The organism is Streptomyces sp. NPDC048643 (genome assembly GCF_040650615.1).
GTDB lineage: Bacteria > Actinomycetota > Actinomycetes > Streptomycetales > Streptomycetaceae > Streptomyces.
In genome coordinates this window covers 57,251-83,972 of record NZ_JBEZHO010000004.1, presented here as the reverse complement: position 1 = coordinate 83,972, position 26,722 = coordinate 57,251, and the positions used below count along the sequence as shown (strand labels likewise).

Below are 26,722 nucleotides of genomic sequence, written 5' to 3'. Positions count from 1 at the left end.
GCATAGTTGCTGCGATTCACCCCAATGGCCCATGTGCGCGGCGTGAACGTCACGTGCTCGGGCCAGAGGTTCCGTGAATTCGGACGGGATGAACGGTCCGATCGGGTGATGTCGCGGAACCAATCCGGCGGGCTCCGGTTGATGTGGGAGCAGGAATATGTGTCACAGGTAGGAAAGGAACCCGGAGAAATGCTCAAGAAGGCAATGGCCGTGGCTGCTGTCGCGGCTTCCGTCGTCGGTGTCTCGGCGGCGGCCGCCCCGCAGGCGCTGGCCATCGGCAACGACGACGGCGTCACCACCACCAACGGGAACGGTGCCGAGCAGTCGTACGGCAACTCCGTCGCCAAGGGCGACCTGAGCCCGCAGGCCTCGCTCGTGCAGGGCTCGCTGAACAAGCTCTGCCTCGGTGTGCCGGTCAAGGTCAACGCGGGTTCGCTCGTCGGCGTCCTGGTCCCGGTCACCGCTCTTCAGGACGTGCCGGTCCTCTCCGCTCCGCAGAACCAGCAGTGCGCCGAGAACTCCACCCAGGCCAAGGGTGACGAGCCGCTGTCGCACATCGCGGACAACATCCCGGTCCTGTCGGGCAACGGCTCCCTCGGCAGCTGACCCCCGGCCGGGCCCGGGTCGCGCGCTCCGTCCGACGCGCGCGACCCGGGCCCGGTTTCGCGTACCCCCCGTACGGTGACGTCTTTTCCTGCCGAAACACCCCGTGCGTGAACACCCCCTGGGAAACGTTTCTCTCCTTTTCCAGCGAAACGCTTCTTCTTCGCCGCGCTCCCGACAGAAGCGTTTCTCCTGCTGTGGCCGCTTGTGCCTCCTTCCCGTCAGGGCGATTCGAGTGAATTAACAAGCGGCGCGCACTGCGCAGTTTCTTCGGTCGTCCGTCCCTCGTTTACAGCCTGCAGGTCATGGTGCGAGCCGTTCAAGTTGTGCTCGCTCGGTTTCGGCCGACAAAGGGGCATGACCGCAGAGAAGGGAAAGCACGTGAAGCACAAGAAGAGCGCTGCTGTCGTCGCCGGCGCGATCATGGCCCTGGGCATGGCTGCCCCGGCCTTCGCGGACGCGGGTGCCGAGGGTGCCGCCGTCCACTCTCCCGGTGTCCTCTCGGGCAACGTGATCCAGGTTCCCGTCCACATCCCCGTCAACGTGTGCGGCAACTCGATCAACGTGATCGCTCTGCTGAACCCGGCGTTCGGCAACACCTGCGTCAACGACTGACGTCTCCCGGCACCTCAGCCGCCCCCGGCTGTGCCACGGCCGGCCTTGGACCGCAGTGCGGGCCGAGGCCGGCTTCCTCACTTCTACCAGCAGGAAGACAACAAGAGTGCGACAGAACCTGAGTAGGGGAGTGGTCGTGGCGGCGGCCGCGACGAGCATCATGTCCCTGTACGCCAGCCCGGCCTTCGCGGACTCCGGCGCGGTGTCGGCCGCCTCGGGCTCCCCGGGCGTCGCGTCGGGCAACAACGTCCAGGTGCCGGTGAACGTGCCGCTGAACGCCTGCGGCAACACGGTCGACGTGGTCGCGGCGCTCAACCCGGCCTTCGGCAACTCCTGTGCCAACCCGTCGGGTTCGCACGGCAGGCACGCCGCGCCGCGCATCCCAGCCCAGCAGGACACCGGCTCCGGCCACGGCGGCTCCGGCCACCAGGGCGGCCGCCACGGCGGCGGAGCGTACGGCGGCGGCCCCGGGAACTCCGGCCACGGGAACTCCGGCCACGGGGATGCGGGCTACGGGGATTCGGGCCACGGCCACTCCGGGTACGGCGACTCGGGGCAGGGTCACTCGGGTTACGGCGACTCCGGCCATGGAGGCTCCGGATACGGCGACTCCGGGTACGGGGACTCGGGCTACGGGGATTCCGGCTACGGCGGACACGGTCACGGTCAGCACGGCGGTCACGGTGGTTCCTCCGCGCACGGCGGGGCCCAGGGCTCGCCGGGTGTGCTCTCCGGCAACCACGCCGGTGCCCCGGTGGACGCCCCGGTCGAGCTGTGCGGCGACACCGTCGACGTGATCGGCATCGGGAACCCGGTGTTCGGCAACGAGTGCGGCCACCAGCACACCCCCGGGGGCTACGGGTCCACCCCGGACGAGAACTGCACCCCGCCGTTCACGCCCCCGCCGACGCACGAACACCCGCCCACCGAGACGCCGTTCACGCCCGTCTCGTACACCCCGCCGCCCACGGTCCACGAGCAGCCGCCCGCGCCGCCCGCCCCGGAGCACCACCGGTCCACGCACCCCGCCGCGTTGGCGGAGACCGGCGGGGCGGGTCTCCCGGCGACCGCGGCCGTCAGCCTGTTTCTGCTCGCCGGCGGCACGGTGATGTACCGGCGGAGCCGCGTCGCGTCGCGTCCCTGACGCCACCGGGGGCCGGACGCGTCACCGCGTCCGACCCCCGAACCGTCGTGCCCCCGGACCCCGGGCCCGCCGGTCAGCTCCGCGCGCCGAGCCCCTCGTCGGATCCCCTCGGCAGGCGTGACGCGGGCGCGGGAACCCGCGCGCCGCTCGGCCCCGTGCGCAGCCTTCGCCGTACGCCCCGCACGAGGGTGTCCGCGGTGAAGCCGGCGCCCTGCACGAAACGCATGGCGGGCCCGAACGCGGACGCGGTGACCAGACCGGCCATGAACAGGCCCGGCACCGAGGACTCGAAGTCCCTGCCGATGGCGGGGGAACCGTCGGGCAGGGCCGCCACGCCCGCCCGGAGTTCGCCGGCGAGCAGGCCGAGACGGTCGCGCCGGCCCCGGAAGCCGGTGGCCGCGATGACGTGGTCGGTCTCCAGACAGGTCGGCGTACCGTCCGCGTCCACCGTCTCGACGCGCAGCCCGATCCCCGACGCGTAGGCCGACGTGACCTCGTGACCCAGCATCAGCTCGACGACGGGCTCGACGCGGTCGCGCACCCACCAGGCCCCCGCGGGCCCCAGCGCGGTGGCCGCGATCCGCGTCCGGGTGGGTTCCGGGAGCCGGCGGAAGAGACCGGGGCGCTCGGCGTAGAACCAGTTGCGCCAGCCGCAGCCGAGACCGCTGTGCGGGGCACGGGCCGCCCGCCACCACGGCCGGTCCCGGTCGGGCGGCACGTCGTTCCAGCGCAGCCGGCCCGCGCGGGCCAGCAGCCTGACCCGGGTGCCCTGTTCGGCGAGCAGTGCCGCCGTCTCCAGTGCCGCCTGGCCGCCTCCGATCACGGTGACGTCGCGGTCCCGGAAGCGGGAGAGGTCGCCGTGGTGGCTGCTGTGCGACACCTGCTCGGGGCCGAGGTCGCGCAGCACGGACGGCACCTCGACGAAGGGCATCACACCGACGGCCAGGGCGACCGTCCGGGCGCGCAGCACCTCGCCGTCGTCGATCAGCGCCTCGAACCCGCCGGGGCAGGCCCGCACACGGACGACCATGCGCTCGTCGACGTGCGGCACGGCGTTGCGGGCGAACCACAGGCCGTACGAGGCGAACATGCCGACCGGGATCGGTTCGCCGTGCCGGGCTGGCACCCCCCGGCCGGCGCAGTACGTCTCCAGACGCCAGCGGCCCTCCGGGTCGGAGAGGTTCGACGCCCACGGCTCCGACTTCAGGAACATGCCGCCGGGCATGTGGTCCCGCCAGGAGGCCATGGGGCGGCCGAGGACCCGCAGGCTCAGCCCGGCGGCCGCGGCGTGGGACGCGATGGACAGGCCGTAGGGTCCGGCTCCCACCACCAGGAGGTCGTACATCAGCGGCTGCTCGCTTTCTCGTCGTCGGCAAGGGAGTCGGCAAGGGGACCGGCCGGAGTGTCGGCCGACGGGGCGGGCGGGGGAGCGGGGACCGGGACGGTCCTGGCCTCGGGGCGGGTGACCGCTTCGCCGCGCGGGCGGACGACGGTCGGGTCCGGGCCGGGGGCGTCCGGTCCCTCCACGGGGACCGCGAGCTCTTCGAGCGCCTCGGTCACCGCCGCCCGCTCCCGCTCCGCCGTGCGACCCGTCGTGACGTCGTCGGATTCCCGCGAAGCGGCCGGTCCGCACAGCAGACGGCCGGCGCGCTGGGTCAGACGCCGCGGCACGTGCCGGGTCCACAGGCTCCACATCGCCCGGCCCGGCGCGGGGTCGTCCGGCGCGTGCCAGGCGAGTTCGCGCCCCGCCGGGCGAGGACGCAGGGCGCCGAGCGGAGCGTAGTTCTCCACGACGAACGCGCGGCCCGGAAGAGGAACCGGATCGGGCAGTGGACGGTGGGTCAGATCCAGGTGCAGGGCGCGGACGACGTCCAGGCCGCCGCCGTCCTCGAAGAGCCGGAACTGGGCGCCGGGACGGGGGTTGAAGTCGAGCAGGTGGTAGCGGCCCGTCGTGCCGTCCCTGCGGAAGTCGAGGTCGAAGATGCCCCGGTAGCCGAGGGCGCCGGTGAGCCGTTCGACCAGCGTCTCCAGCTCGGGGTTGGGCGTCCAGCGGCCGACCGCCGTGAGGCCCGCGCCACGCGGCCAGGACAGGTGCTTGCGGCCGGCGCCGCCGCCGTGCGTCGCTCCGGACCGGCCGACGTATCCGTGGAAGAACCAGTCGCGATCGGGCCCCGGCGGCAGGAAGGCCTGCAGCAGCAGCGGGCTGCCCGCCTCCGCGCTGCGCAGATAGAGGTCCTGCGCCTCCCGCGCCGAGCGCACCACGACGGTGCTGCGCAGTCCGGTCCCGGCCGGGATCAGCCACGGGCGGCTCCACTTGGCCATCACCGGCAGCCCCAGCTGCCAGGCCGCGGCGGCGGCCTGCGCCGGGCTCTCCGGGATCAGGGTCACCGGGTGCGGAACTCCCACGCTCGCGCAGACGGCGGCCAGTTCGGCCTTGTCGGCGACGCGTTCGGCGAGGGCGCCGGGCTGCTGCGGCAGCAGATACCCGTCGGCGAGGTCCTCGCCCATGCGGCCCACCGCCAGCGCGCTCGCGTCATCCATCGGGACCAGTACGGCCGGCCGGGACACCCGGGCGGCCACTCGGCGCAACACCGCGGCGATGTCCGCGGTGGACGAACCCGGCGGCGGCGGGGGATGCATCTCGCACACAAAACGCGATCTGCGGACGGGACTTCCCTCGGAGTCCGCGACGACATGAACCTCCACACCGGCTCTGCCGAGTGAGCGCACGGCCCCCAGAGTTCCGTGGTGAAAGGGATTCCGGTCGATGCGCAGCAGAACGGCGGGGACCCGGGTGTCGAGAATCTGCACAGGCTTTTCCTTCGGATCGGCGACAGGGTCGTTGTAGGGGTGGGGAACGCTTCGGGGGGTGATTTCGGGAACGGGACCGGACGTTCCGTGGTGGACGCGCGCACGAGTGGGTCACCCGTGCGGGTGATCATCAGGTGCGGAGGCAGGGGCCTCGGTTGGCGGAATGGGTATTCGTATGACTGAGTGTCAGTAATCGGAGATGTAAATCCGAGAAACAAGAGGGAGAAAGGAGCAGGCATGGCCCCACAGCAGCATCGGCCCCGGAACAGAAGGCTGGCGTTCGTCGCGGCCGGCATCGTCACGTCGGTCGCGCTCGCGTCGGGTCCGGGATACGCCGTGGGCGCCGGGGTGGGTCGGGTCGGCGATCCGCCGGCTCCGACGCCCACGGTGGTGGCACCGCCCGCGGCCTCCTCGACCACCGGCGGGGCCCAGACCCCGCTTCCGGTTCCCAGCCCGCCGATCAGCGCGCCCGCCGCGTCCGGCAAGCCCGCGGCGACCGGCGCGACGCCCACGCCCACCGTCCAACCGGACGCCGCGCAGCCCGCCTTCGGCGCCTACCTGGACTACGGCGCCAGGGGTATCGCCCGCATCGCCCAGCTCAGCGAGTGGTTGGGCGGCACCGAACTGCGCGTCGGGCACACGTATCTGCCCGGTGACCGCTGGAGCAACATCGAGGGCGCGCCCGGCTTCCTGGACGCCTGGGCGGACTGGCGTCGCGAGCAGGCCGACCGGATGCTCGTCCTCAACGTCCCGATGATGGAGCGCAACGAGGACCGGGTCTCCGACAGCGAGGTCAGGAGCCTGCTCGCCGAGGCCTCCTCCGGAGCGTTCGACAGCCACTTCCGCGCGCTCGCCGAGCGTCTCGTCGAGCTGAAGGTGCCGGACACCGTCATCGTGCTCGGCTGGGAGATGAACGGCATCACGTACACCCATCGCTGCGGTCCCGACCCGGAGGCCTGGAAGAAGTACTGGAACAGAATCGTCACCACCATGCGCGCGGTGCCGGGGCAGAAATTCAAGTTCGACTTCGCCCCGAACCGCGGCCGGGACGGCATTCCCTGGACACAGTGCTATCCCGGGGACGACACGGTCGACATCATCGGCATGGATTCGTACGACCAGCCGTCGGGGCTCTCATTCGACGAGCAGGTGAAGGAGCCGTACGGGCTTCAGGAGCAGGTCGACTTCGCGAAGGCCCACGGCAAGCCCATTTCCTATCCCGAATGGGGGCTGTTCCGCAACGGCGACAACGCGGAGTACATGAAGCGCATGCTCGGGTGGATCGACGAGCACAAGCCGCTGTACAACACCCTCACCGACTACTGTCCGCACGGCGTGTGGCAGTGCGAGGACAACCCGAAGGCGTCCCAGGCCTACCGTGCCGCGCTGTCCGGACGGACCGACCCGACGGCCCCGCCGTCGCCGGAGCCGACGCCCACGCCGACACCGAAGCCCACGCCGAAGCCCGAGCCGACCAAGCCGGTCACGCCCGTTCCCCTTCCCCCGCCGAACTGTTCGCCGCTCGACCTGGGCGACTGGGTGGAGTACTGGATGGGCGGGAAGCTGTGCCTGCGCTTCGACTGGTGGTCGCGCAACCGGTGAACCCCGGGTGGCGGCGGGTCGTTCAGGGCCTGCCGCCACCGCGTTCCCTCCAACTGCGCAGCAGCTCCTTGCCCCGCCGGCGCGCGGCGACGTCGCAGACGACCGCCGACATCAGCGGTGCGGTGAACCCGCGGGCGAGGAGCAGCCGCTGGTTGACGACCGGCTCCGGACGCCAGTGGCGTTTGTACGGTTCGTCGCCGCGCAACAGGCTCAGGGTCCCGCGGACTCCCGTCTCGGTGTGCCGGGAGCACGCGTTCAACAGCATCACCGCGACGTCCGCCTTGCGTTCGCGCAGCCGTGGATGGGCGCCGTACAGATAGCCGCCCGCCAGGCGCGGCGACAACAGCGTCAGGTCCACGGCGACCACCATGCCGTCGAGGCGGAACTCGGTGACCACCGCGTCCCCGGAACGCACCATCGGGACCACCGAGCGGACCAGATGCTCGGCGAACCGCTCCTGGAGGTGCTCGGTCGTCACCTTCCTGCCCTGCCACTGCAACCGGTGCAGCTCGAGCAGCCGGCGCAGCGCCGCGTCGACCTCGGCGAGGCCGACGACCCGCTGCTCGACCCCCAGCGCGGTGAGCTTGCGCAGCTTCGCCCGGACGCGCTGGGCCTTGGCCGAGGGCAGCCGGCCCACCAGCTCCTCCATCGAGGCGGCGGGCAGCTCCAGGCACAGCGAGTCGCCCACCCGGCGGCGCGGACCGCGCCAGCGCTCGTAGATCCGCTCCACCGCCCCGCCGGGACGGACCTCGCGGAAGTCGATGAGCGCGGTGCGGGCGGCGGCCGACAGACCGTCGGTGAGTGTCGCCGCCCACCGGTCGGCCTGCTCGTCGTCGAGGAGCACGTCCGCGTAGTCGGAGATGGCCCCGCCGAGCGGCACGAGGGCGGGCAGCGGGCGGCGGACCAGCATCAGGGGTGCGGCCGCCCGCAGCTCACCGTCCTCGCGGACGACCACCAGACGCAGCCGGCCCGGTGTCCCGTACGACAGCCACCACGAGTGCAGCCAGGCGTGGCTCTGGAACGCGGTGACGGCGCCGCACCGGCGGTACAGGCGATCCCAGGCGGGCCCCAGTTCCGCGAACTCCCGCTCGTCGGTGATGAGTTCCGCTCGCGCGGTCCTCCGTACCTCGGTCCGGAGCGTCTCGGTCACAGCGCTCCGTGCACGTCGGCGGCGGTGGCGGGGCTCGGCACGGAGGCCGGCCGGGCCGCGTCGGCGGACCTGCGGGGGCGGACCAGCAGCACGAGACCGCCGAGCAGGCCGCCCGCGCTCGCGCCGACCAGCCCGGTCACCGTCGCCGACGCGGAGGACGCCGAGGCCGGCTTCACCGCGCGGGAGAACGACAGGAGCTGGACGTGCGTGTCCTTCTGGCTGTCGTTGGCGTGCTGGGTCAGCGAGCGTGTGACCGCGTTGGCCATGTCGGCGGCGCGGTCGGGGCGCGAGGAGGTCGCCGAGACGGCGACCATCGGGGCGTCCGGCGAGGTCGCCGTCCGCACGTCCGCCTGCAGCGTCCTGACGGGGACACCGGCCCACACCTGCGCGTCGCCGAGGACCGCGAGCTGGGTCGCGACCCGGCCGTACGCCTGGGCGAAGCCGAGCGCGGCCGACGGGTCGCCCTTGTCGGTCGGCACGGCGATGACGTAACTCGTCGCCGTGTAGGTCGGGGTCTTCACCACGCCGTACGCGCCGCCGAGCAGGCCACCGAGCACGGCTCCGGCGGCGAGCAGCGACCACGGCGGCATGGATTTCGCCCGGGCGAGGCCCGTTCCCGCGGAACGGTGGCCCCTGGTGAGGTTTTCGGACATGAGGAACTCACTCCAGTTCAGGTGCGCGAGACAGCGGCCGCGTACACGTCCATGAGCCGTGCGGCGCTGCGGGTGATGCAGTAGTGGTGGGCGGCGTCCGCGGCCGCGCGGGGGGCCGGGCCCTCCGTACGGACGCGGGCCAGGGCGCGGACGAACGAGTCCGTGCCGCCCCCGACCCGCACGGCGCCGCGGGCCGCTTCGGGCGGCAGGTCCTCGACGGCCGGGCAGGAGACGTACAGCACCGGCAGTCCGGCCGCCATCGCCTCCACCACGGCCAGCCCGAACGCCTCCTCGGGACTGGGCGAGGCGAGGACGTCCATGGCTCCTATCAGCGACGGCAGGTCGGCGCCGGGGGAGCCGCCGGTGGGGCGCTCGCCGGTGAACAGCACCCGGTCCGCCACCCCGGCGTCGTGCGCGGCGCGCCGCAGCACGCTCTCCTCCGTGCCGCCGCCGACGAGCAGCAGCCAGCAGTCGCCGGGCAGTTCGGCCAGCGCACGGATCAGCACGTCGAACCGCTTGCCCGCCGCGAGGCGCCCGACCCCGCCGACGACGAACGCGCCCTCCGGCAGCCCGAGCCGGCGGCGGGTGCGTTCGCGCAGCACCGGGTCGAAGCGGAAACGGGCGACGTCGACGCCGTTCGGCACGACCTCGATGCGCGGCCCGGGCACGCCCCAGCGGCGCAGCCGGTCGGCGACCGTGGGGGACACGGCGACGGTGGAGCGGCCGAGCCGCTCACTGGCCAGATAGAGGGCGCGGACGCCGGAGCTGAGCCGGCGCCCCTCCATCTGGGAGTCGCCGAGGGAGTGTTCGGTGGCCACGACGGCCTTCACCCCGGCCAGCCGCGCGGCGAGCCTGCCGTAGACGCAGGCCCGGTAGAGGTGGGTGTGCACGAGGTCGTAGCGGCCCGCGCGGATCACCTTCACCAGCCGGGGGAGCGCCCCGAGGTCACGGTTGCCGGTCATGCCGAGGTCGATCACGCGCACACCGTCGTCGGTGAGGCCGGTGGCGACGGCACCCGGGTTGGTGAGCGTCACGACGTCGCACTCGACGGGCAGGTGTCGGAGCAGCAGCCGCAGTTGCTGCTCGGCGCCGCCGACCCCGAGACCGGTGATGATGTGCAGCGCCTTCATCAGACCCCCTCGACAGGGCGCCGGCGCAGACGGTGCAGCTTGTGCTTCAGGAGCATGCGTACGGGGGTGTCGTTCTCGCCGACGTGGACGCGGGGGAGGGCGTGCGGGCCGGTCAGCGGGCCGGGGTCGATGGCGCACCCGTAGCCGTACCCGGCGTCGCGGACGGCGTGGATCACCCGCTCGTCGATGGTCCCGTAGGGGTAGCAGAAGCCCTCGACCGGAGCACCGATCAACTCGGAGAGCACCGCTCTGCTCTCCGCGACCTCGGCGTGCAGCACCGTGTCGTCGGCCTTCGTCAGGTCGACGTGGGTCAGGCCGTGGGAGCCGACCTCGACGCCCTCGGAGGCGGCCGCCAGCCGGATGCCCTGCTTCGACAGCAACGGCTTGCGGGGGCCCAGCGGATCCCAGGCGTTCTCGCCGCCGAGCCGCCCGGGCAGCACGAAGAGCGTGGCGCCGAAGCCGTACCGGTGCAGCAGGGGGAGCGCCGCGTCGACGAAGTCCGCGTACCCGTCGTCGAAGGTGAGGCCCACCAGGTCACGGGCCTCACCGCGGGCGCGGGCGGCGAGCAGGTCCGTCATCCCCACCCCGCGCAGCCCGCGGCGGCGCAGCCAGCTCAGCTGCTGGTCGAGGCGGTCCGGGGAGACCGTGATGCGGTACGGGTCGTCGGAGCAGTCCCCGACGGAGTGGTACATCGCCACCCAGGGCGGTGCGTCGAGGGAGCTCGTGCCGGTACGTCTGCTGCTGTCAGCGGAAACGGGCATGCGGAACCCTTCGTGTGACGGAACGGAGTGCGGGTGCGAACCCCTCGACCCGGAGGATCCAGGCCAGCAGGGCGAAGACGACGGTCACGACCGTGCCGCCGAGGACGAGGCCGAGCAGCGGGGAGTCCGGGCGGCTCGCGCACAGACCCCCGGCCACCGCGGCGACCAGCGCGGCCCGCAGCGGTTTGCCGATCTCGGTCAGCACCCGGCGGGTGCGGATCGGCACACTGCGCGGCCCGGTGCCGTACAGCAGGAGCACGGCGCTGAGGGTGATGCCGGTGGCGTTGGCGGCGGCGATGCCGCACACCCCCCACGGGCCGACGGCCAGGACGCCGATCCAGGAGGTCGCGATGATCCCGGCGGTCATCGCGAACAGCGGGTACCAGGTGGGCCGCCCCGAGGAGAAGTACGACCGCACGAGCGCGCCGACCAGGGTGTGGCCGAGCAGCCCGAGCGCGTACACGCGCATGACCGACGCCGTGGCGGCCGTGTCCGCGGCGGTGAACGCGCCCCGCTGGAAGAGGAGCTGGATGATCTGCGGGGCGCACGCGGCGACCGCCGCCGCGCCCAGCAGCACCGTGCAGGACACGAGCGCCAGATCGCGCTCCACCCGGTCGCGGGCCCGCTCCGTGTCCCCCTCGGCGATCGCCTGCGCGACCACCGGGAAGGTGACCGTGCACAGCATCAGCGAGAGGACCATGGGCATCTGCGCCACCTTCTGCGCGTAGTTCAGATGCGAGATGGCCCCGGCGGGCAGCGAGGAGGCGAGGAAGCGTTCGACGAGGACCTGGGACTGCCGGCAGAGCGCGAAGAGCAGCACCGTGCTGACGAGCGTCAGGTCCATCGGGCGGGCCGGCTCGCTCTCCAGGAGTTCGCCCGCCGACTCCTTGCGCCGCCACTGCCGCCCCACCGAGGGGAGTTGCGCCACCACCATCAGGGCGCCGCCGACCGCGACCCCGAGGGCCGCGGACCGCACCCCCCAGCGGCTGCCGAGCACGAACATCGCCGCGATGATCCCGGCGTTGTACGCCACGTAGATCGCCGCCGGAGCGACGAACCGGCGGTGCGCCCGCAGGGCAGCGCTGCAGTATCCGGCGAGTCCGAAGGAGAACACGCAGGTCGCGGTCAGCCGGGTGCAGTCCACCGCGAGCCGGGGGTCGGGCAGGCCGGGCGCGAGCGCCTCGACGAGGTAGGGGGCTCCGGCGATCAGCAGCGCGCCGACCGCCGCGAAGGCGAGCGTCAGCCGTGGCAGCGTGGCGGCGACCAGGGCCCGTACGGGATCTCCCGCGTCCCCCCGCGCCCGCCGGGCGACGGCCACGCTGAACAACGGGACCAGTACGAAGGCCAGTCCGTCCTCGATCAGCAGCGTCGCCGCGAACTCCGGGACCGTCCACGCGACCAGGAACGCGTCCGTGTCCGACCCGGCTCCGAACAGGTGGGCGAGCGCCTGGTCCCGGCCGAGGCCGAGGACGGCTCCGGCGATCGAGAGCGCGACGGTGACGAGCGCGGCCTTCGCGAGGAACCGGTTGGAGGCGGCCGCTTCGGACCGGGCCTCCTTGTTCCGGGCGCTCGGGGGGTCGGCGGGGTCGCCGGGTCCCGTTAAGGCGGGGGGAGCGGTGCGGGCGTTGGGGAGCGGGAGGGGTTCCGGAGCGGGGGCGGTGTCCGGCGCGGGCCGGCCGCCCTGACCGAACGGGTCGTCCGCCGGGGTGCCGCTCCCGGACCGTCCCGCCGTGCCGGCCGTGGCCCCGATGCCGCCGCCGCGGCTGCCGCTGCCGAAGCCGTGTCCGCTTCCGCTGCCCGCCGACGTCCGGCCGCTGGGGCCGCCCGGGACACCGCCCGGCACCGCGCCGCCTCCCGCCGCGGCCTCGGACTCCCCGCCCCGACGCGAGGCGGACCCGAACTCCGCGGCTGCGCCGAGGCATGGGCCCGCCGCGGTCGCCGCGGGCTCCGCCGATGATCCGAACTCCGGCCCTGTGCCGAGGCGCGCGGCAGTCCCGAACTCCGCTGCTGAGCCGGGGCCTTCGGACGCGTCCGCCTCCGTTGCTGCTCGGAACTCCGCTGCCGTGCCGGTCGCCGTCCGGGTCGCGGCCGGGTAGGCCGCCCCGCTCGCGGTGGTCGGTTCGTTGCCCGGTTCGACGACCGTGACCGGCGGGGCACTCCCGCCGCTGCTCGTGTCCTGTGCTGCCCCCGTGTTCGCGCCCTCGTTCGCGTCCGTGTCCGCGTCTTCCCCCGCCCTGGGCGGCGTGACCGTCATCGCGCCGTGGCCTCCTCGGGTACGGAGGGGGCCGCGACCGTGGCCTCCGGGCCGGCCGGGGTCGCCGGGTCGACCAGCGCCCACCAGCCGATGAGGCCGAACACGACGGCGGTCAGCACCGTGGAGGGGCCGCCGATGTCGGCGTACACGAAGTCGGTCAACTGCCAGATGAGCAGACCGCACGCGACGAGCGCGCAGTCCGTGCCCGCCGGGATCCGGGTCCCGGCGGACGGGTTCCCCGAGGGCGTGCGGCGTACCCGGACGAGCCCGCGCAGCGCGCACACGAGGAGCGCGAGCCAACTGCCTCCGAGCGCGAGCAGCCCGATGAGGCCCTGCTCGCTCAGGACGAGGAGGTACATGTTGTGCGGCGAGAGCAGCGCCTGCTTGTGGAAGGCGGCGCCCGCGCCCGCGATGTCGCTGCCCGCGGAGAGCGCGAGCGAGGCGTGGCCGTCACGGTTGTCGGGGAAGCCCTTCAACCCGACGCCCGTGAGCGGGTGTTCGCTCCACATGTCGGTGGCGGCGGCCCACATCGTGTACCGGTCGACGACCGACTGGTCCGGCGCGTCGGTGACCTGCGTGATGCTCGCGATGCGCTCCTGGAGCATCGCGGTGCCGACCCCGAGGCCGCCCACCAGGATCACCCCGGTGGCGAGAACCACCGCGCCCACCTTCGCCGCGCGCCGCAGACCCGCGAGGACCAGCTGCGCTCCGCAGGCCACGGTCGTGGCGATCCAGGCACCCCGGCTGAACGACAGGGCGAGCGGCAGCAGCAGGACCAGCGCGCACGCCGTGGCGACCGCGCGCTGGCGGGCCGCACTCGTCCCGAGGGCCAGCGCCACCGCGCACACCAGCCCGAACGCGACGACCGTCGCCATCCCCATCACGTCCGTCGGCCCGAACGTGCCGACCGCACGCACGTCCTCGCCCTGGTACGAGGCTCCGGTCCCGGTGACGTACTGCTGCACGCCGACCGCTCCCTGCCACAGCGCCAGGCCGACGAACGACCAGGCCAGCAGCCGGAAGTCGCGCCGGTCGCGCACCGAGAGGAGCACGGCGGCGGGGACCAGCACGAAGACCTGGAGGTAGCGGGCGAGGCCGGTGATCCCGGCCCCCGGGTCCGCCGCCCCGGCCGCCGCGACCGCGATGCCGACCACGGGGAGCCCGAGGACCAGCGCGGCGGTCGCGGACAGCGGCCGCCGCCGGGCCCGTACGAGACGGATCGCGCAACTCACCACGACCACACCGGACATGGCGTCCGCGATGTTCGCCCCGCCCTCGCCGCCGGGTGCGACCGGCAGGCCGAGCAGGGCGATCACGACGACGACCGGCAGCACCGGCAGCGCCCGCCGAAGGACCGAGATCACGCTGTCCAGGGGGGTGACGGGCAGGGCGTCGCTCATCGACTCAGCTCCCCGTCGGACGGACGAGCGCGGCGGCCGTACGCAGCAGGATGCAGACGTCCTGCCACAGCGACCAGTTGTCGATGTAGGCGTTGTCGAAGCGGCAGCGGTCCTCGATCGAGGTGTCGCCGCGCAGCCCGTGCACCTGGGCGAGCCCGGTGATGCCGGTCCGCATCCGGTGCCGTGCCGCGTAACCGGGGTAGGTCTGGCTGAACTTTGCTACGAAGTACGGGCGTTCGGGGCGCGGCCCGACCAGGCTCATGTCGCCCCAGAAGACGTTCCACAGCTGGAGCAGCTCGTCGAGCGAGGTGCGCCGCAGGAAGTGGCAGAACGGGCTCATCTTCAGCTCGTTGGCCACGCTCCAGCGGGTCGCCGCCTCGTGCGCGTCGACCGGGCGGTGGGTGCGGAACTTCAGCAGGGTGAAAGGCCGGCCGTCCTTGCCGATGCGCTCCTGCCGGAACACCACACCCGGCCCGTCGCTCAGCCGCAGAACCACCGCGCACAGCAGCAGCAGCGGACTGACCAGCAGCAGCAGCGTCCCGGAGACGGCGACGTCCAGCAGGCGCTTGCCGACACTGGAGCGCCGCAGCGTCATGGAGAGCCGGCGGCAGGCGAAGCCGGCCAGCGTGTGCCGCCCGTCCCGCTCGTACGACGGGGAGTCCGCGTCGACCTCCCACAGCTCACAGCCCGCCTCCGCCAAGGCCCGCAGCATCGGGGCGCGTTCGGCGGCCGGCTCGACCACGAGCACGGACCGCACGCCGTTCTGGATGAGGGCCCGCTGCACCTCCTCACCGGTCGTCAGGACCGGCAGGCCCTCGACGCCGGCCGGCTGGTCGGCGACGACACCGACCGGCCGGACCCCGCAGTTCGGGTGGCGCAGGAAGGCCGCCGCCACGCGCTGCGCCGTCGCGGCGGGGCCGACGACCAGGGCCGCGCCCGGGTGCAGGACGAGGGCCCGGCGGCGGCGCCAGTGCACCGTGCCGCGGCCCGCACAGCTGATCGCCGACTGCGCCGCGCAGCCCAGGGCGAGCGTCCGCGCGGACAGCGCGGCGTCCGGGACGAACGCGGCGACCAGCGCGGCGAGCGTGCACCAGGTGACCGCGATCCGCGCGCACAGGGTGGGCAGTTCGTCGAGGAGGACCGGTACGGGCGCCGGACGGTACAGCGACGCCCGCGTGTTCAGAGCGACCACACCGACCAGCAGAGCGACGACGAAGAGCGGGTGCCGGCTCTCCGTGAGCGCCTGCCCGGTCGCCAGGGCCGCGACGGCGTCCACGGCGACCAGCGGCGCCCAGGCGGCACGCCGGGCCGCCGTCCGCCGGCCGGCCGGAAATCTGAAGCCGCCGTCGGCCTCGCGTGGAGGGATGACCGAGACGGGCGAGAATCCGTACTCCCAGGGCTGTCCGCCGGGGGAGGGAACGGTGCTTTCCGCAGTCACGAGTGGATGGACTCCCTGCACTCGGTGTGGTCCCCGCACGTGGCGCTCCCGGCGTGCTGCGCCGGTACGCCGGCCAGCAGTTCGCGGTACACCCCCGCGACCGCGTCGGCCGTGAGGCGCACGTCGTGCGTGGTCAGTACATGACGGCGCCCTTGGTGACCGAGCGACTCGCGCAGCTCCGGTTCGGCCAGCAGTGCGCCGATCGACTCGGCGAGCGGCTCCGGCTCCCGCGCGGGGACCAGGCAGCGGGGGTCGTGGGCGGCCGGAAGGCTTTCCCGTGCGCCGTCCACGTCCGTCATCACGACCGGACGGCCGCAGGCCATGGCCTCCAGCGGGGCCAGCGCCATGCCCTCCCACCGGGACGGCAGCACCACGAGGTCGGCGGCCTGGTACCAGGGCACGGCATCGTCGGTGGCCCCGGCGAACAGCACGTCACGCGGTGCCCCGGCCCGCAGTCGGGCGGCGTCCGGGCCGTCCCCGACGAGCACCAGCCGGGCCTCGGGGACCCGGCGCTGCACCGCGTCCCACGCCTCCAGCAGGACGTCCTGCCCCTTCTGCCGGCACAGCCGCCCGACGCACACCACCAGGGGGGCAGCCGGGTCGACCCCGGCGAGCTGGGGGAGCCCGGCGCGTACGGCGTCCGTGGGCGCGGGGCGGAAGCGCTCCGGGTCGACCCCGTTGGGGATCACCCGCCACTGGGCGCGTACTCCGGCGTGTACGCCCGTCGTACGCTCCGCGTCGCTCACGCACACCACCCGGGACGCCCAACGCGCCCCCCACCGTTCCCACCGGAGCGCCAGCGCGGCTGCGGTGCCGTCGACCGCCTCGAACGACCAGGCGTGTGGCTGGAACACGGTCGGTACGCGTCCACGCAGGGCGAGCCGGGCCGCGAGACCCGCTTTCGCGCTGTGCGCGTGCACCACGTCGGGCCGCACCCGCGCCAGCACCCGGCCGAGCCGGCGCACCTCCTGCGGCAGCAGCCGCCCCGGCGCGCGCGTGGCCTGCCAAGGCCGTACGTCGGCGCCGAGCTCCCGCACCTCCCGGGCGAAGGCGTTGCCGTCAGGGCAGGCGACGGTCACCCGGGTTCCGGCGGCCAGTTGCGCCCGGACGAGGTCGGCGACCACCCGGGCGACGCCGCCGTCGACCGGCTGCGTGACATGAAGGACACGCGGCGGAGGGTCGGTTGACAGATACATGCGCGGTTCCTTGCTCACGGGCGGCGCGCCGGGGCGCGCGTCACTGCTTCGCGTCGACGGCGGCGAACAGTGCCCCGACCCAGGCCGCGTCCCGGTGCGAAACGATCCGGAAGGCCAACTGGTCACCCCCGGAACGGATCCCCTTGCCGAATTCGAGAACATCCGAGTCGTAACCGAGCGTGTTCGAGTACGCGGGAACCCGCTTCGTCACCGCAGGTCCGGGCTCGCTGATGGTCGAATTGAGCACATCGTCACGGGGGTTGGCTGCGTCGCTCAGCACCGTGGCCGCGCCAGGGCCGGTCGAAAGGGCGAGCGAGTCACCCGTACTGCCGCGGTCGCCGTTGTACGCGACCAGGCCCACCCGGCCCCTGATGGTCCCCGGGAGCGACATCCGGCCCAGCGGCACGGACCGCTCCTCGTCGTCCGGGCCCAGCGTCCCGAAGCCGTCCCACACGGACAGGTGTCTGAGGGGCTCCGTCTTCTTCTCGTACGCCACCACCAGCGTCCAGCCGCCCCACGCACCGGCGGCCGTCCTGCCCTTGGCGACGTTGACCTGGGCCACGGTCCACAGTCCCGCGCCGCTCGCCCTCACCAGCCGGGTGATGTCCGCCGAGGCCTGGAACGCGTCCGCCCCGTGCGCCACCCGGTGCCCGACCACGCTGTCCGCGAGCAGTTCCTTGTACTGGCCGCCGGGCTCGGCGATCAGCACCCGGCCGTTGTCCTTCGGCGGCTTCTGCTCGCCGACACGGAGGTTGCCGCCCCAGTACAGGCGCGCGTACGTGACGTGCGCCCCCTTGGGCAGACGGACCTCGGAGCGGCTGGAGTTGTAGGTGTTCGGGTCCTTGTCGACGTCGATGTAGACCATGTCGAAGTCGCCGTTGGAGGACCGGCCGCCCGCGCGGGCGGTGGAGCACGCGTCCGCCGCGGAGCGGGGGGCGGGAGCTGTCGTCGACCGGCCCCTGGTGCCGGCGGCCTTCACGGGAGCCTTGGGGCGCTTGGCCTTCGCGGAACCGCGGCAGCTGATCGAGGAGTTGGCGGCCCGTACGATCCCGCCGTGCTGGAGCGCGTGGTACCGCTGTGTGAAGGCCAGGTTCTCCGCCTCCGCGGCGGGTCCGGCGGCGGTCGCGGCGGCGGCCGGCGCCCACAGGGTGGCGAGGGCGGAGCAGCCCACCATCGCACGGCGCAGCAGCAGACCCGGGGAAATAGGCATGACCGGCGGTGCCCTTTCGGGGAAAAGGTTCTGGACCAGCGGAGGGACGGACATCTGCGGGATCGGTGCGCGCCGGCTCCCCGTCTTTCTTCCGGCGCCAGTCGGCGTCTGGTCGCAGGCGCCCTCGGGAGGTGGCCGACTCTAGCTCTTGTCCGTATTTATGGGTGAAACCTGGGATGTGTGTCGGATTCGTGAAGCCCGGCCGTTTGTGAGATCACCCCTTTGGAGGCACAACCCGCGTGCGCGCCGCGCGTTGAATGCAGAGCCGGGCAACCCGCCCGGATGTTGTGTCGACTTCCAAGGAGCATTTCTCCATGTCGCGTATCGCTAAGGGCCTGGCCCTGACCTCCGTTGCCGCCGCCGCCGTGGCCGGCACCGCCGGCATCGCCGCCGCCGACAGCGACGCGCACGGCGCGGCCGCCCACTCCCCGGGCGTCCTGTCGGGCAACGTCCTGCAGGTTCCCGTCCACGTCCCGGTCAACGTCTGCGGCAACACCGTGAACGTCATCGGCCTGCTGAACCCCGCGTTCGGCAACACCTGCGTCAACGGCTGACGTCCGCGCGGATCCTTCTGCCGGCCGCCCTCCCCGACGGGAGGGCGGCCGGTTCGCGTTGCCCCGAACGGGGGAGACCCGCAGCGCGGCTCGGCATGGCTCCTCACCTGCGGCGATGGCGGTGTTAGGGGGGTCGATGAGTTACTCAGGGCATTCGAACAGTTGCAGAGAGCGATGGCTGCTTTCACGGTGGAGTCAAGATCCGACGCACCACCGAAGGGAACATCCATGCGTGCTCTGCCCGCACGGCGCATCGCGACCTCCGCACTCTGTGCCACGCTTCTGATCGGGATCGCCGCACCGGCCTCGATGGCCGCCGACAGCGTCCTGCCGCGTGGCCACAGCCATGCGGCGGCGCCCGTACCCGGCGCGGACGCGCTTCTGGCGCAGACCAAGACCCTGGGCGACATAGGCGGCGTCCTGGCCCCGGTCACCGCCCTGGTCGACGCCGCGCTCAAGGCGGACAACGGCCAGCTTCCCGCCGATCAGGCGACGAAGCTCGGCCAGGCCGCGAAGGACGCCATCGCCAAGGTCACCGCCGCGGCTCCGGTCGCGCCGCCGGCCGCCGTCCCCGCCGTCCCGGCCGCGCCGCCCGTCGCGCTGCCGGCCGTGCCCCCGCTGGCCAAGAGCGCCGAGCGCCCGCGGGCGCTGGCCGCCGCGGCGGACGTCAAGGCCGACGCGCTGACGGCCCTGCAGACGGCCGTCGACTCGCTGGTCAAGGCGGTCACGTCGGGTGACGCCGCCTCCGTCGTCCCCGCGGCCACTGCCGTGGTGACCGGCCTCGTCAACTTCGTCGTCGCCACCGTTCTCGGCGGCGGCCTGCCGGCGCCGAACCTGCCGGGCCTCCCGGCCCTTCCGGCGCTGCCGACCAGCGCCCTCCCGACGGGTTCGCTGCCGGTTTCCTGACGGTCCGGCCCGCGAACCGGGCGTCGCGCCCACCGGCCGCCGTGCCGACCCTCACCGGGTCGACACGGCGGCCGGCTTCGTGTGCCCGCACGCCGTCCGCCCGCCTCTTATATGAGAATGCGACACGCCGGTCATTCGGGTGGGGTGCAGTAATTTTCTGCACGCGGGGTTTCCGTCGGGTTCGGGGCTCGTTAGCAATGCCGAAGAGGAATTCCCGCTGGTGACATGAGTCGCCGAAGAAAGGAACACGATGAAGTCCCTCAAGGCCGCCGCTGTAGTCGCCGGGTCCCTGGTCGTCGCCGGTGCCGCCGCACCCGCGTTCGCCGCCGGAGCCTCCGACCTCACGCCCTCCAGCCTCAACGGCGCCCTGGAGACCATCACCAGCCAGCGTTCGCTCAGCGTGCAGGACGTCATGCCCCTGCAGCACCAGTCGAACGCGCTCGACACCGAGAACAAGAACTCCCTGCTCAGCACCGTGAGCGGCACGACGAAGGCGCTCAACACGGCCGGCGGCCCCTCGCAGCTGCTCGGCGGACTTCCCCTTCAGAGCTAGTCGGTCGAATTCGTCGCGTGTCTTTCCGCGACGTCCGCGGGCATTTCCTTAGGCTCGTGGGCAAATCTCCGAAGAAAGGGCTGACGATGAACTCTGCCAAGAAGGCCGCGCTGATTTTCGCCACCGCCGGAATGGCCGCCGGTGCCGCCGCGGGCAGCGCTGCTGCCGACGCCGGTGCCGAGGGTGCGGCGGTCAAGTCCCCGGGCGTCGCCTCCGGAAACGTCATTCAGGTTCCCGTGCACGTTCCGGTCAACGTCTGCGGCAACACGGTCGACGTCGTCGGCCTGCTGAACCCGGCGTTCGGCAACACCTGCGTCAACGGCTGACGTCGTACGGCCGATGCGCCGAAAGGACCGATTCCGCAGCCGTGGAATCGGTCCTTCGCGCTGTTCGAGTCGCATCCCTCGTTCGTGTGGTCGCGCCGCCGGTCATCGCCCGGGCGGGTGAGATCGGGAAGGGGCCCGAACGGATGCGTCGATAAGGTTCCGCGGTGACCTCAACCTCAAGCCAAATGAGCCCTCTTCGGGCCGTCGATCTCGGCACCCTCGCCGTCATGGCATTCAGCGGCGAAGCCCCCGACGGCGACATGCCCTATCTCCTCGCCTACTCGCTGGGCGACGGCGAGGCCGGCCCGGAAGGGTCCGCCTCCGCCATCCGGCAGCTGCTGACCGACAACGGGATCCCGGTCGGTGAGACCCTCATCGACGGGTCCAAGCACCCGAGCCTGCCGCTCACCCTGCTCGTCGAGGGCGGCCAGGCCGTCGTCAGGATGCCGCACCTCAACGCTCAGTGCGTCGCCCCGCCGGAGTGGCTCGCGGCGGTGGGCGAACGCGGCTACGCCTACTTCCTGTTCGCCACCCGCGCGTGGCCCGTCGCCCAGCCCGGCAAGCCCGTCGCGCCGGAGGACCTGACGGCCTTCGCTGGCGACGAGGACACCCTGCTCAGCGCCGCGCACGTGCTGCTGCCCGCGCGCAGCCTGCGCGGCTGATGACGGCCGCCGCAGGGCCGCGGGACGGCGTCGCGGGCGGCGGTGCGCGCGGGCACGCCGTGGGCGGCAGCCGGGCCCTCGCCCTGCTGCTGGTGATCACGGGCGCGGCCGGTCTCCTCGCCGCGTGGGTCATCACGATCGACAAGTTCAAGCTGCTGGAGAACCCGAACTTCGTGCCCGGGTGCAGCCTGAACCCGGTCGTGTCCTGCGGCAACATCATGAAGAGCGACCAGGCCTCGGCCTTCGGGTTCCCCAACCCGATGCTGGGCCTGGTGACGTACGGCGTGGTGACCTGCGTCGGCGTGAGCCTGTTCGCCCGCGCCGCGTTCCCCCGTTGGTACTGGCTGGTCCTCAACGCCGGAATGCTGTTCGGCGTCGGATTCTGCACCTGGCTCCAGTTCCAGTCGTTCTACCGGATCAACTCGCTGTGCCTCTGGTGCTGTCTGGCGTGGGTCGCCACGATCATCATGTTCTGGTACGTCACATCATTCAACGTACGACATGATTTTCTGCCCGCCCCGGAATGGCTGAAGACATTTCTCGCGGAATTCACCTGGGTTTTTCCGGTGCTGCACATCGGCGTCATCGGCATGCTGATCCTGACCCGGTGGTGGGATTTCTGGACGAGCTGATCATTCCTATCGGACGACTATTGCGTCCGTCGGGGGAATCTTTCGCTGATGGCGTTCCCGGCATCGTTACGCGGTACGGACGCAGAGCCACCGAATCCTGAAAGGGACCGTACCTGAGATGAAGCCGACCACACGAGGAACTCTCGCCGCCGTCATGACCGGGGTGGCGGCGGTGGTGGGTGCCGCCGCCGCGACCCCCGCCGTCGCGGCGGACACGGTCCCCATCCCCGTGCCGCTGAACGGTGTCGAGCAGGCACTCAACCTGCGCACGCCGCACATCGCGGGCGAGCTGCCGGTACCGGTGCCCGGCTCGCCCGAGGGGCCCCGGTACGTCGAGGGCCGGATGCTGCCCGACCACACCCTTCCCCAGCTGCCGCTCGCCGGCGGCCTGCCCGGGGCGGACCTGCGGGCGCCCCTTCCGCACATCCTCGGCGAGGGCTTCGACCACCTCGGGGTCTCGGCGCCCGCCGCCGACCTGCGGACGCTGACTCCCGGGCTGTCCCTGGAGGCTCCGCTCGGCGCGCCGAACGCCGACCACTTCGGTCTCCCCGACATCAAGCTGCCGCAGGCCGCCGTGCTCACGCCGCTGCTGCAGACCGTCCCGGGGGCGAACGTGGAGACGGGCTCCGGCGCCTGACACCCGCGTGGTCGCGGTCCCGGGAGTCCGGCCCGGGTCCGCCGCCCGAACCATCGGGGGCCGCCGTCGTTGAACCCTGCTGAAGACGATGCATCCGCCTCAATCCGTGGAGGAGACAAGCATGTTCGTCAGCTGGGTGTCGAGCAGATTGCGGGGACGCGGACCGAGCCGTGCACCGGACCGAGTGCCGGGCCGGGGCGCGGAACGCGTGGCGGGCACGATGGCGGTGACCCGGCGCGGTGTGACGCGGGGCCTGCTGGTCTCCGCAGTCGCCGTGGCACTGGCCCCGGTCGTCGCCGCCTCCCGGTCCTCGCGCCCCGAGCGCTCGGCCGACCTCTCCTTCGACGAGGTGTACCGCGGCCGGCATCTGCTCGGGAGGAAGAGCGGCTCGGAGGGCCGGGTCGCGTTCGACGGCGGAGAGTGGCTGGTCACGGTGGACGGCCGGCCCCTGCACCTGATGCGCCGGGCGGACGGCGGCTATCTGAGCATGGTGGACCACTACGTCTCGTACCCGACGGCCCTGGAGGCCGCTCGCGCCGCCGTCGACGAACTGGACCCCGCCGAACACCTGCGATCCATGGAGGGGATGGACGGCATGGAAGGGATGGACGGTACGGGCGGAGACCGGAGCGGCGGGGGCGGCGGCACCCCGCACGGCAGCGGCACGGAAGGGGGCGGCCACCACCATGGTGTACACGCGTAAGGATGTCAGCACGCTGACCGGCGCGGAGCGGCGCCGATTCGTCTCCGCGATGCTGGAGGTCAAACGCCGCGGCCAGTACGACGAGTTCGTCCGCACGCACATCGACTACTACGTCGCGGACGGCGACGACGGGCTGCGCGCGGCCCACATGACGCCGTCCTTCCTGCCCTGGCACCGGCGTTTCCTGCTGGAGCTGGAGGGTGCGCTGCGCCGGGTGGACCCGTCGGTGAGCGTGCCCTACTGGGACTGGACACGGGACCGTGCGACGACGTCCGCGCCGTGGACCAAGGACCTGCTCGGCGGAGACGGGCGGCGCTCGGACCGGCAGGTGACGACCGGGCCGTTCGCCTACGCGCAGGGCAAGTGGAACATCAAGGAGGGGGTGACGGACGGGGAGTTCCTCACCCGGGAGTTCGGCCGGCCGCGACAGCCGCTCCAACTGCCCACGGCGCGCGACCTGAACGCCGCCCTGGAGGACCCCGTCTACGACACGTCGCCCTGGAACTCCACGTCCAGGCGCGGCTTCCGCAACAAGCTGGAGGGGTGGGGGCACGGGTCCGGCAACGCCGCCTGGGCCAACCACAACCGCGTCCACCGCTGGGTCGGCGGCCACATGCTGGGCGGCGGTTCCGTCAACGACCCCGTGTTCTGGCTGCACCACGCCTTCGTCGACCTGCAGTGGTCGCGCTGGCAGCAGCGGCACCGCGGTGCCCGCTACCTGCCCGAGCGCCCGCCGGGTCTCGGGAACTCCCAGCGCGGCCGGATCATCGCCCGCACCGAGGAGATGCCCCCGTGGGGCGTGACGCCGCAGTCGATGGAGGACCACAGCGCCGTCTACCGGTACGCGTGACGGTCGTCCCCCCGTCCGCGCGCCGAAGACGGCGAGGCCCCCGGCAGTGACTTCCTGCCGGGGGCCTCTCGCGTGGCGTGGGTCAGTGGCCGTAGCCGTAGCCGCCGCGGTCCTTGTCCTTGTGGCCGCCGTCGTTCGAGCAGTGGTTGCCGAAGGCCGGGTTCAGCAGGCCGATGACGCTGACGGTGTTGCCGCACACGTTGACCGGGATGTTGACCGGCACCTGGATGACGTTGCCCGAGAGGACGCCGGGCGAGCCGACGGCCTCGCCCTGGGCGCCCGCGTCAGCCATGGCCAGACCGGCCCCGCTGATGACAACGGCACCCGTGCCGAGGGCGACTGCGGCGACCTTCGCGATGCGAGACATCACGTTCTCCTTTGGTTCGATGAGCGCGGTGGCACGGACGCGACCGCACTCCCCCTTCAACGCGTCCGCCCACACCTGGTCACGGGCGTGCATCGGGGTATCACCCATCGACCGGCACCGGTCGGGCGGCGGAAATTCGCTTCGGTCCGCCCCACCCGCTCAACTAGCCTGCCGGGCATGCCGACCGACCGATCCACCGACCGGGGGGCCGAACAGCCGTCCGCCCCGGCGACCGCACCCGCCCCGTCCGCCCCACCTGCCGCACCCGCCGGGCGGACCGGACCGGTCGAGCCGGCCGATCTCTCCGGCGCGGTCGGCCTCTTTGCCGAGGAGTCCCGCGCCCGCGCGTTCGCCGCCGTCGTCCTGGGTGCGACCACCCCCGCACAGGTGACCGAGCGGACGGGCCTGTCCCCGAAGGAAGCCAACACCGCGCTGCGCAGGCTGCGGGACCAGGGTGTGATCGGGGAGGGCGGCGACGGACTCGCCGTCGTCTACGACCGCTTCCGTGAACTCGCGCGCTCCGCACGGGCGTCGAAGCCCTCCGCCGAGAGCTACGGCTCCGGCGACGAGCAGTCCGAGACGGTGCTGCGGACCTTCGTCCGCGGTGGCCGCCTCGTGCGGCTGCCCGCCCAGTGGGAGCGCAAGCTGGTCGTCCTGCGGCACATCGCCGAGCAGACCTTCGAGCCGGGCGTCGAGTATCCGGAGCGCACGGTCAACGAGAAGCTGCGCGCCTGGTGCGAGGACGCTCCCGTCGACCATGTGACGCTCCGGCGTTACCTCGTGGACCTGCACCACCTGCACCGCCGGGTCGGCCTCTACCGGCGGCCCGCGGCGGCCGCCTGAACCGCGGACCGGCCCGGCGACGGGCCGGTCCGGTCAGCCGAGGCGGCGTACCGGACTGCCCGCCAGATACGCCTCGATGTCCTCGACCGCCGCGCCGTAGTACGTCGCGTAGTTGGACCGCGTCACATAGCCGAGGTGCGGGGTGGCCAGCAGGCGGGGGGCCGACCGCATCGGGTGATCGGCGGGCAGCGGCTCCACGTCGAACACGTCGATGCCCGCTCCGGCGATCCGCCCGGCGCGCAGCGCGGCGAGCAGGGCCTCCTGGTCGACGATCGCCGAGCGCGAGGTGTTGACGAGAAAGGCCGTCGGCTTGAGGAGAGCCAGCTCGGCGGCGCCGACGAGGCCCCGTGTACGGTCCCCGAGCGCGAGATGCACGGAGACGAAGTCGCTGTCCGCCAGCAGTTCCTCCTTGGAGGGCGCGAGCTCCACCCCCACCTCCTCGGCGCGTTCCTTCGTGAGGTTCTGGCTCCACGCGCCGACGCGCATGCCGAAAGCGAGGCCCACCTGGGCCACCCGGGCGCCGATCTTGCCGAGCCCCAGCAGGCCGAGCCGGCGGCCGTGCAGATCGGCGCCGACGGTGCTCTGCCAGGGGCCGCCCGACCGCACCGCCTCGTGCTCGGGGACGATGCCCCGCGCGAGGCCGAGCAGCAGCGCCCAGGTCAGCTCGACCGGAGGAGTCGAGGAACTCGGCGTGCCGCACACGGTCACCCCGTGCGCCTCGGCGGCCGCGTAGTCGATCACGCTGTTGCGCATCCCGGACGCGATCAGCAGCTTCAGCCGCGGCAGCCGGGCCAGCAGCGAGGCCGGGAAGGCCACCCGCTCGCGGAGCGTGACGACGATCTCGAACTCCGCGAGGGCCGTGGCCAGCGCGTCCTCGTCGGCGAAGTGCCGGTCGAAGGAGGTGATCTCCACCCGGTCCGCGACCGGCGACCAGTCGGCGATCTCGGTGGCCACCCTCTGATAGTCGTCCAGCACGGCACAGCGAAGTCGCATGTCGGATCCCTCCCAGGCTCAGCCGGACCCTATCCGAGCGGCCGTGGGGTGAGCCTGGCGGTCCGTGACGGACGGCTCATCCGGAAGGCCCTACGGTCACTCCCTCCCCATGGCAGTATCTGGGCTTCATGAGTGCGTCCCCAGCGGTACGGAGCCTGCGCGCGGCGGTGTTCGCCGTGCTCTGCGTGCTGCTGGCGGCCGGCGGCCACGTGCTCGCCACCGGGCAGGCGCCCTCGCGTGGCGCCGTCGGCGCGGGCCTCCTCGTCGTCTTCGCCTTCGGCTGTCCGCTGTGCGGCCGGGAACGGTCGCTGCTCGGGATAGCCGGGGCCATGCTGGGCGCGCAGGCCGGACTCCACCTCGGGTTCGGGGCCGGGCGCCCTCGGATGACGATGACCATGCACGGGGCGCACATGACGTACGCCCACACCCATGCCCTGACACCCCACGCCACGGCCGCCCATGTCACCGCCGCCCTCCTCGCGACCTGGTGGCTGCGGCGCGGCGAGGCCGCCCTGTGGTCCCTGCTGCGCCGGGCCGTCGCCTTCGTGCCCGGGCTCGCCGCCTGGTGGAAGGGGCGCACGGGACCGGCTCCCGCACGGCCGTACGGGGATGCCGCGGGCCGCCCGGCCGAACCGCGGCCGCTCCGCCAGGCGTTGCTGCGGCACGCCGTCTCCCGCCGGGGACCGCCGGCAGGGCTCGTGTCCACGCCCTGACCACGTCCCCTCCCGT

Annotated in this window: 28 protein-coding genes; 15 read left to right on the top strand and 13 right to left on the bottom strand. The window is 72.9% G+C overall.

Features of this window, described 5'->3' with window-relative positions:
- Positions 1-189: 189 nt before the first annotated feature.
- The 3 genes from AB0C62_RS05695 to AB0C62_RS05685 all read left to right on the top strand — a co-directional run bounded on the left by AB0C62_RS05695 (position 190) and on the right by AB0C62_RS05685 (position 2,362).
- The gene (locus tag AB0C62_RS05695) at positions 190-606 is read left to right on the top strand and encodes a rodlin (protein WP_362969861.1); all 417 of its coding nucleotides are present in this window, start codon (positions 190-192) and stop codon (positions 604-606) included.
- A 354-nt stretch (positions 607-960) separates the two neighbouring features.
- Positions 961-1,218 carry a chaplin gene (locus AB0C62_RS05690; protein WP_081217348.1) on the top strand — a complete coding sequence of 86 codons (258 nt, stop codon included), beginning with the start codon at positions 961-963 and terminating at the stop codon, positions 1,216-1,218.
- A gap of 106 nt (positions 1,219-1,324) precedes the next feature.
- Positions 1,325-2,362: a chaplin gene (locus tag AB0C62_RS05685; RefSeq protein WP_362969859.1), complete on the top strand. Its 1,038-nt coding sequence runs from the start codon at positions 1,325-1,327 to the stop codon at positions 2,360-2,362.
- A 73-nt stretch (positions 2,363-2,435) separates the two neighbouring features.
- On the opposite strand, the gene AB0C62_RS05680 is transcribed toward AB0C62_RS05685, so the two are convergent.
- Positions 2,436-3,707, bottom strand: coding sequence for an FAD-dependent oxidoreductase (locus AB0C62_RS05680; RefSeq protein WP_362969857.1), 1,272 nt, complete (start codon positions 3,705-3,707; stop codon positions 2,436-2,438).
- Positions 3,707-5,173 carry an ATP-grasp domain-containing protein gene (locus AB0C62_RS05675; RefSeq protein WP_362969855.1) on the bottom strand — a complete coding sequence of 489 codons (1,467 nt, stop codon included), beginning with the start codon at positions 5,171-5,173 and terminating at the stop codon, positions 3,707-3,709. The genes AB0C62_RS05680 and AB0C62_RS05675 overlap by 1 nt, the downstream gene beginning before the upstream one ends.
- A gap of 237 nt (positions 5,174-5,410) precedes the next feature.
- Here AB0C62_RS05675 and AB0C62_RS05670 point away from each other — a divergent pair, with 237 nt between their 5' ends.
- Entirely contained in the window at positions 5,411-6,775 is a 1,365-nt protein-coding gene (locus AB0C62_RS05670; RefSeq protein WP_362969853.1) for a glycosyl hydrolase, read from the top strand.
- Positions 6,776-6,797: 22 nt separating this feature from the next.
- On the opposite strand, the gene AB0C62_RS05665 is transcribed toward AB0C62_RS05670, so the two are convergent.
- The 9 genes from AB0C62_RS05665 to AB0C62_RS05625 are packed head-to-tail and all read right to left on the bottom strand — an operon-like array spanning position 6,798 to position 17,967.
- Complete coding sequence (locus AB0C62_RS05665) at positions 6,798-7,925, bottom strand: GNAT family N-acetyltransferase (protein WP_362969851.1); 1,128 nt, start codon at positions 7,923-7,925, stop codon at positions 6,798-6,800.
- Positions 7,922-8,578 (bottom strand): lipopolysaccharide biosynthesis protein, encoded by a 657-nt coding sequence (locus tag AB0C62_RS05660; RefSeq protein ID WP_362969849.1) that lies wholly within the window; start codon positions 8,576-8,578, stop codon positions 7,922-7,924. Before AB0C62_RS05660 ends, AB0C62_RS05665 begins: the two co-directional genes overlap by 4 nt.
- A 17-nt stretch (positions 8,579-8,595) precedes the next feature.
- Positions 8,596-9,708 (bottom strand): glycosyltransferase, encoded by a 1,113-nt coding sequence (locus tag AB0C62_RS05655; protein WP_362969847.1) that lies wholly within the window; start codon positions 9,706-9,708, stop codon positions 8,596-8,598.
- Complete coding sequence (locus AB0C62_RS05650; protein ID WP_362969845.1) at positions 9,708-10,469, bottom strand: polysaccharide deacetylase family protein; 762 nt, start codon at positions 10,467-10,469, stop codon at positions 9,708-9,710. Before AB0C62_RS05650 ends, AB0C62_RS05655 begins: the two co-directional genes overlap by 1 nt.
- Positions 10,453-12,723 (bottom strand): lipid II flippase MurJ, encoded by a 2,271-nt coding sequence (locus AB0C62_RS05645; protein WP_362969843.1) that lies wholly within the window; start codon positions 12,721-12,723, stop codon positions 10,453-10,455. The genes AB0C62_RS05650 and AB0C62_RS05645 overlap by 17 nt, the downstream gene beginning before the upstream one ends.
- The gene (locus AB0C62_RS05640; RefSeq protein ID WP_362969841.1) at positions 12,720-14,123 is read right to left on the bottom strand and encodes an O-antigen ligase family protein; all 1,404 of its coding nucleotides are present in this window, start codon (positions 14,121-14,123) and stop codon (positions 12,720-12,722) included. Before AB0C62_RS05640 ends, AB0C62_RS05645 begins: the two co-directional genes overlap by 4 nt.
- A gap of 4 nt (positions 14,124-14,127) precedes the next feature.
- Positions 14,128-15,561, bottom strand: coding sequence for an exopolysaccharide biosynthesis polyprenyl glycosylphosphotransferase (locus tag AB0C62_RS05635; protein ID WP_362969839.1), 1,434 nt, complete (start codon positions 15,559-15,561; stop codon positions 14,128-14,130).
- Positions 15,558-16,757, bottom strand: a complete 1,200-nt coding sequence (locus tag AB0C62_RS05630; RefSeq protein ID WP_362969837.1) for a glycosyltransferase — start codon at positions 16,755-16,757, stop codon at positions 15,558-15,560. The genes AB0C62_RS05635 and AB0C62_RS05630 overlap by 4 nt, the downstream gene beginning before the upstream one ends.
- A 40-nt stretch (positions 16,758-16,797) precedes the next feature.
- Positions 16,798-17,967, bottom strand: a complete 1,170-nt coding sequence (locus tag AB0C62_RS05625) for a DUF3344 domain-containing protein (protein ID WP_362969835.1) — start codon at positions 17,965-17,967, stop codon at positions 16,798-16,800.
- Between the two features lie 314 nt (positions 17,968-18,281).
- Here AB0C62_RS05625 and chpG point away from each other — a divergent pair, with 314 nt between their 5' ends.
- The 9 genes from chpG (at position 18,282) to AB0C62_RS05580 (ending at position 23,790) form a co-directional block, all read left to right on the top strand.
- Positions 18,282-18,521, top strand: a complete 240-nt coding sequence (chpG, locus tag AB0C62_RS05620) for a chaplin ChpG (protein WP_081217336.1) — start codon at positions 18,282-18,284, stop codon at positions 18,519-18,521.
- 228 nt (positions 18,522-18,749) lie between these two features.
- On the top strand, positions 18,750-19,427 hold the full coding sequence (locus tag AB0C62_RS05615; RefSeq protein ID WP_362969833.1) for a hypothetical protein: 678 nt from the start codon (positions 18,750-18,752) through the stop codon (positions 19,425-19,427).
- 250 nt (positions 19,428-19,677) lie between these two features.
- A complete protein-coding gene (locus tag AB0C62_RS05610) occupies positions 19,678-19,980 on the top strand; it encodes a hypothetical protein (RefSeq protein WP_358821948.1) in 303 nt (100 codons plus the stop codon).
- Positions 19,981-20,066: 86 nt separating this feature from the next.
- On the top strand, positions 20,067-20,306 hold the full coding sequence (locus tag AB0C62_RS05605) for a chaplin (protein WP_362970182.1): 240 nt from the start codon (positions 20,067-20,069) through the stop codon (positions 20,304-20,306).
- 164 nt (positions 20,307-20,470) lie between these two features.
- A complete protein-coding gene (locus AB0C62_RS05600; protein WP_362969831.1) occupies positions 20,471-20,968 on the top strand; it encodes a DUF5949 family protein in 498 nt (165 codons plus the stop codon).
- Positions 20,968-21,600 carry a vitamin K epoxide reductase family protein gene (locus AB0C62_RS05595; protein ID WP_362969829.1) on the top strand — a complete coding sequence of 211 codons (633 nt, stop codon included), beginning with the start codon at positions 20,968-20,970 and terminating at the stop codon, positions 21,598-21,600. The genes AB0C62_RS05600 and AB0C62_RS05595 overlap by 1 nt, the downstream gene beginning before the upstream one ends.
- Positions 21,601-21,718: 118 nt before the next feature.
- Positions 21,719-22,237 (top strand): hypothetical protein, encoded by a 519-nt coding sequence (locus AB0C62_RS05590; RefSeq protein WP_362969827.1) that lies wholly within the window; start codon positions 21,719-21,721, stop codon positions 22,235-22,237.
- Between the two features lie 220 nt (positions 22,238-22,457).
- Positions 22,458-22,940: a tyrosinase family oxidase copper chaperone gene (locus tag AB0C62_RS05585; protein WP_362970180.1), complete on the top strand. Its 483-nt coding sequence runs from the start codon at positions 22,458-22,460 to the stop codon at positions 22,938-22,940.
- Entirely contained in the window at positions 22,924-23,790 is an 867-nt protein-coding gene (locus AB0C62_RS05580) for a tyrosinase family protein (RefSeq protein WP_362969825.1), read from the top strand. Before AB0C62_RS05585 ends, AB0C62_RS05580 begins: the two co-directional genes overlap by 17 nt.
- 82 nt (positions 23,791-23,872) lie before the next feature.
- On the opposite strand, the gene AB0C62_RS05575 is transcribed toward AB0C62_RS05580, so the two are convergent.
- A complete protein-coding gene (locus tag AB0C62_RS05575) occupies positions 23,873-24,157 on the bottom strand; it encodes a chaplin (protein WP_362969823.1) in 285 nt (94 codons plus the stop codon).
- A 177-nt stretch (positions 24,158-24,334) separates the two neighbouring features.
- Here AB0C62_RS05575 and AB0C62_RS05570 point away from each other — a divergent pair, with 177 nt between their 5' ends.
- Complete coding sequence (locus AB0C62_RS05570) at positions 24,335-25,000, top strand: DUF2087 domain-containing protein (RefSeq protein ID WP_362969821.1); 666 nt, start codon at positions 24,335-24,337, stop codon at positions 24,998-25,000.
- Between the two features lie 33 nt (positions 25,001-25,033).
- Here AB0C62_RS05570 and AB0C62_RS05565 read toward each other — a convergent pair whose 3' ends face one another.
- Positions 25,034-25,993, bottom strand: a complete 960-nt coding sequence (locus AB0C62_RS05565; RefSeq protein WP_362969819.1) for a D-2-hydroxyacid dehydrogenase family protein — start codon at positions 25,991-25,993, stop codon at positions 25,034-25,036.
- A 128-nt stretch (positions 25,994-26,121) separates the two neighbouring features.
- Between AB0C62_RS05565 and AB0C62_RS05560 the strand changes: the two genes are divergently transcribed.
- On the top strand, positions 26,122-26,706 hold the full coding sequence (locus AB0C62_RS05560) for a hypothetical protein (RefSeq protein WP_362969817.1): 585 nt from the start codon (positions 26,122-26,124) through the stop codon (positions 26,704-26,706).
- The last annotated feature ends 16 nt before the right edge of the window (positions 26,707-26,722 follow it).

Excerpts from the sequence above, each read along its gene's own strand:
- AB0C62_RS05605 (WP_362970182.1), top strand. The coding sequence starts at position 20,067 with ATGAACTCTGCCAAGAAGGCCGCGCTGATTTTCGCCACCGCCGGAATG.
- AB0C62_RS05630 (WP_362969837.1), bottom strand. The coding sequence starts at position 16,757 with ATGTATCTGTCAACCGACCCTCCGCCGCGTGTCCTTCATGTCACGCAG.
- AB0C62_RS05625 (WP_362969835.1), bottom strand. The coding sequence starts at position 17,967 with ATGCCTATTTCCCCGGGTCTGCTGCTGCGCCGTGCGATGGTGGGCTGC.
- chpG (WP_081217336.1), top strand. The coding sequence starts at position 18,282 with ATGTCGCGTATCGCTAAGGGCCTGGCCCTGACCTCCGTTGCCGCCGCC.
- AB0C62_RS05560 (WP_362969817.1), top strand. The coding sequence starts at position 26,122 with ATGAGTGCGTCCCCAGCGGTACGGAGCCTGCGCGCGGCGGTGTTCGCC.
- AB0C62_RS05655 (WP_362969847.1), bottom strand. The coding sequence starts at position 9,708 with ATGAAGGCGCTGCACATCATCACCGGTCTCGGGGTCGGCGGCGCCGAG.
- AB0C62_RS05575 (WP_362969823.1), bottom strand. The coding sequence starts at position 24,157 with ATGTCTCGCATCGCGAAGGTCGCCGCAGTCGCCCTCGGCACGGGTGCC.
- AB0C62_RS05690 (WP_081217348.1), top strand. The coding sequence starts at position 961 with ATGACCGCAGAGAAGGGAAAGCACGTGAAGCACAAGAAGAGCGCTGCT.
- AB0C62_RS05590 (WP_362969827.1), top strand. The coding sequence starts at position 21,719 with ATGAAGCCGACCACACGAGGAACTCTCGCCGCCGTCATGACCGGGGTG.
- AB0C62_RS05670 (WP_362969853.1), top strand. The coding sequence starts at position 5,411 with ATGGCCCCACAGCAGCATCGGCCCCGGAACAGAAGGCTGGCGTTCGTC.
- AB0C62_RS05650 (WP_362969845.1), bottom strand. The coding sequence starts at position 10,469 with ATGCCCGTTTCCGCTGACAGCAGCAGACGTACCGGCACGAGCTCCCTC.
- AB0C62_RS05565 (WP_362969819.1), bottom strand. The coding sequence starts at position 25,993 with ATGCGACTTCGCTGTGCCGTGCTGGACGACTATCAGAGGGTGGCCACC.
- AB0C62_RS05645 (WP_362969843.1), bottom strand. The coding sequence starts at position 12,723 with ATGACGGTCACGCCGCCCAGGGCGGGGGAAGACGCGGACACGGACGCG.
- AB0C62_RS05570 (WP_362969821.1), top strand. The coding sequence starts at position 24,335 with ATGCCGACCGACCGATCCACCGACCGGGGGGCCGAACAGCCGTCCGCC.
- AB0C62_RS05695 (WP_362969861.1), top strand. The coding sequence starts at position 190 with ATGCTCAAGAAGGCAATGGCCGTGGCTGCTGTCGCGGCTTCCGTCGTC.
- AB0C62_RS05640 (WP_362969841.1), bottom strand. The coding sequence starts at position 14,123 with ATGAGCGACGCCCTGCCCGTCACCCCCCTGGACAGCGTGATCTCGGTC.
- AB0C62_RS05585 (WP_362970180.1), top strand. The coding sequence starts at position 22,458 with ATGGCGGTGACCCGGCGCGGTGTGACGCGGGGCCTGCTGGTCTCCGCA.
- AB0C62_RS05580 (WP_362969825.1), top strand. The coding sequence starts at position 22,924 with ATGGTGTACACGCGTAAGGATGTCAGCACGCTGACCGGCGCGGAGCGG.
- AB0C62_RS05660 (WP_362969849.1), bottom strand. The coding sequence starts at position 8,578 with ATGTCCGAAAACCTCACCAGGGGCCACCGTTCCGCGGGAACGGGCCTC.
- AB0C62_RS05680 (WP_362969857.1), bottom strand. The coding sequence starts at position 3,707 with ATGTACGACCTCCTGGTGGTGGGAGCCGGACCCTACGGCCTGTCCATC.
- AB0C62_RS05610 (WP_358821948.1), top strand. The coding sequence starts at position 19,678 with ATGAAGTCCCTCAAGGCCGCCGCTGTAGTCGCCGGGTCCCTGGTCGTC.
- AB0C62_RS05615 (WP_362969833.1), top strand. The coding sequence starts at position 18,750 with ATGCGTGCTCTGCCCGCACGGCGCATCGCGACCTCCGCACTCTGTGCC.
- AB0C62_RS05595 (WP_362969829.1), top strand. The coding sequence starts at position 20,968 with ATGACGGCCGCCGCAGGGCCGCGGGACGGCGTCGCGGGCGGCGGTGCG.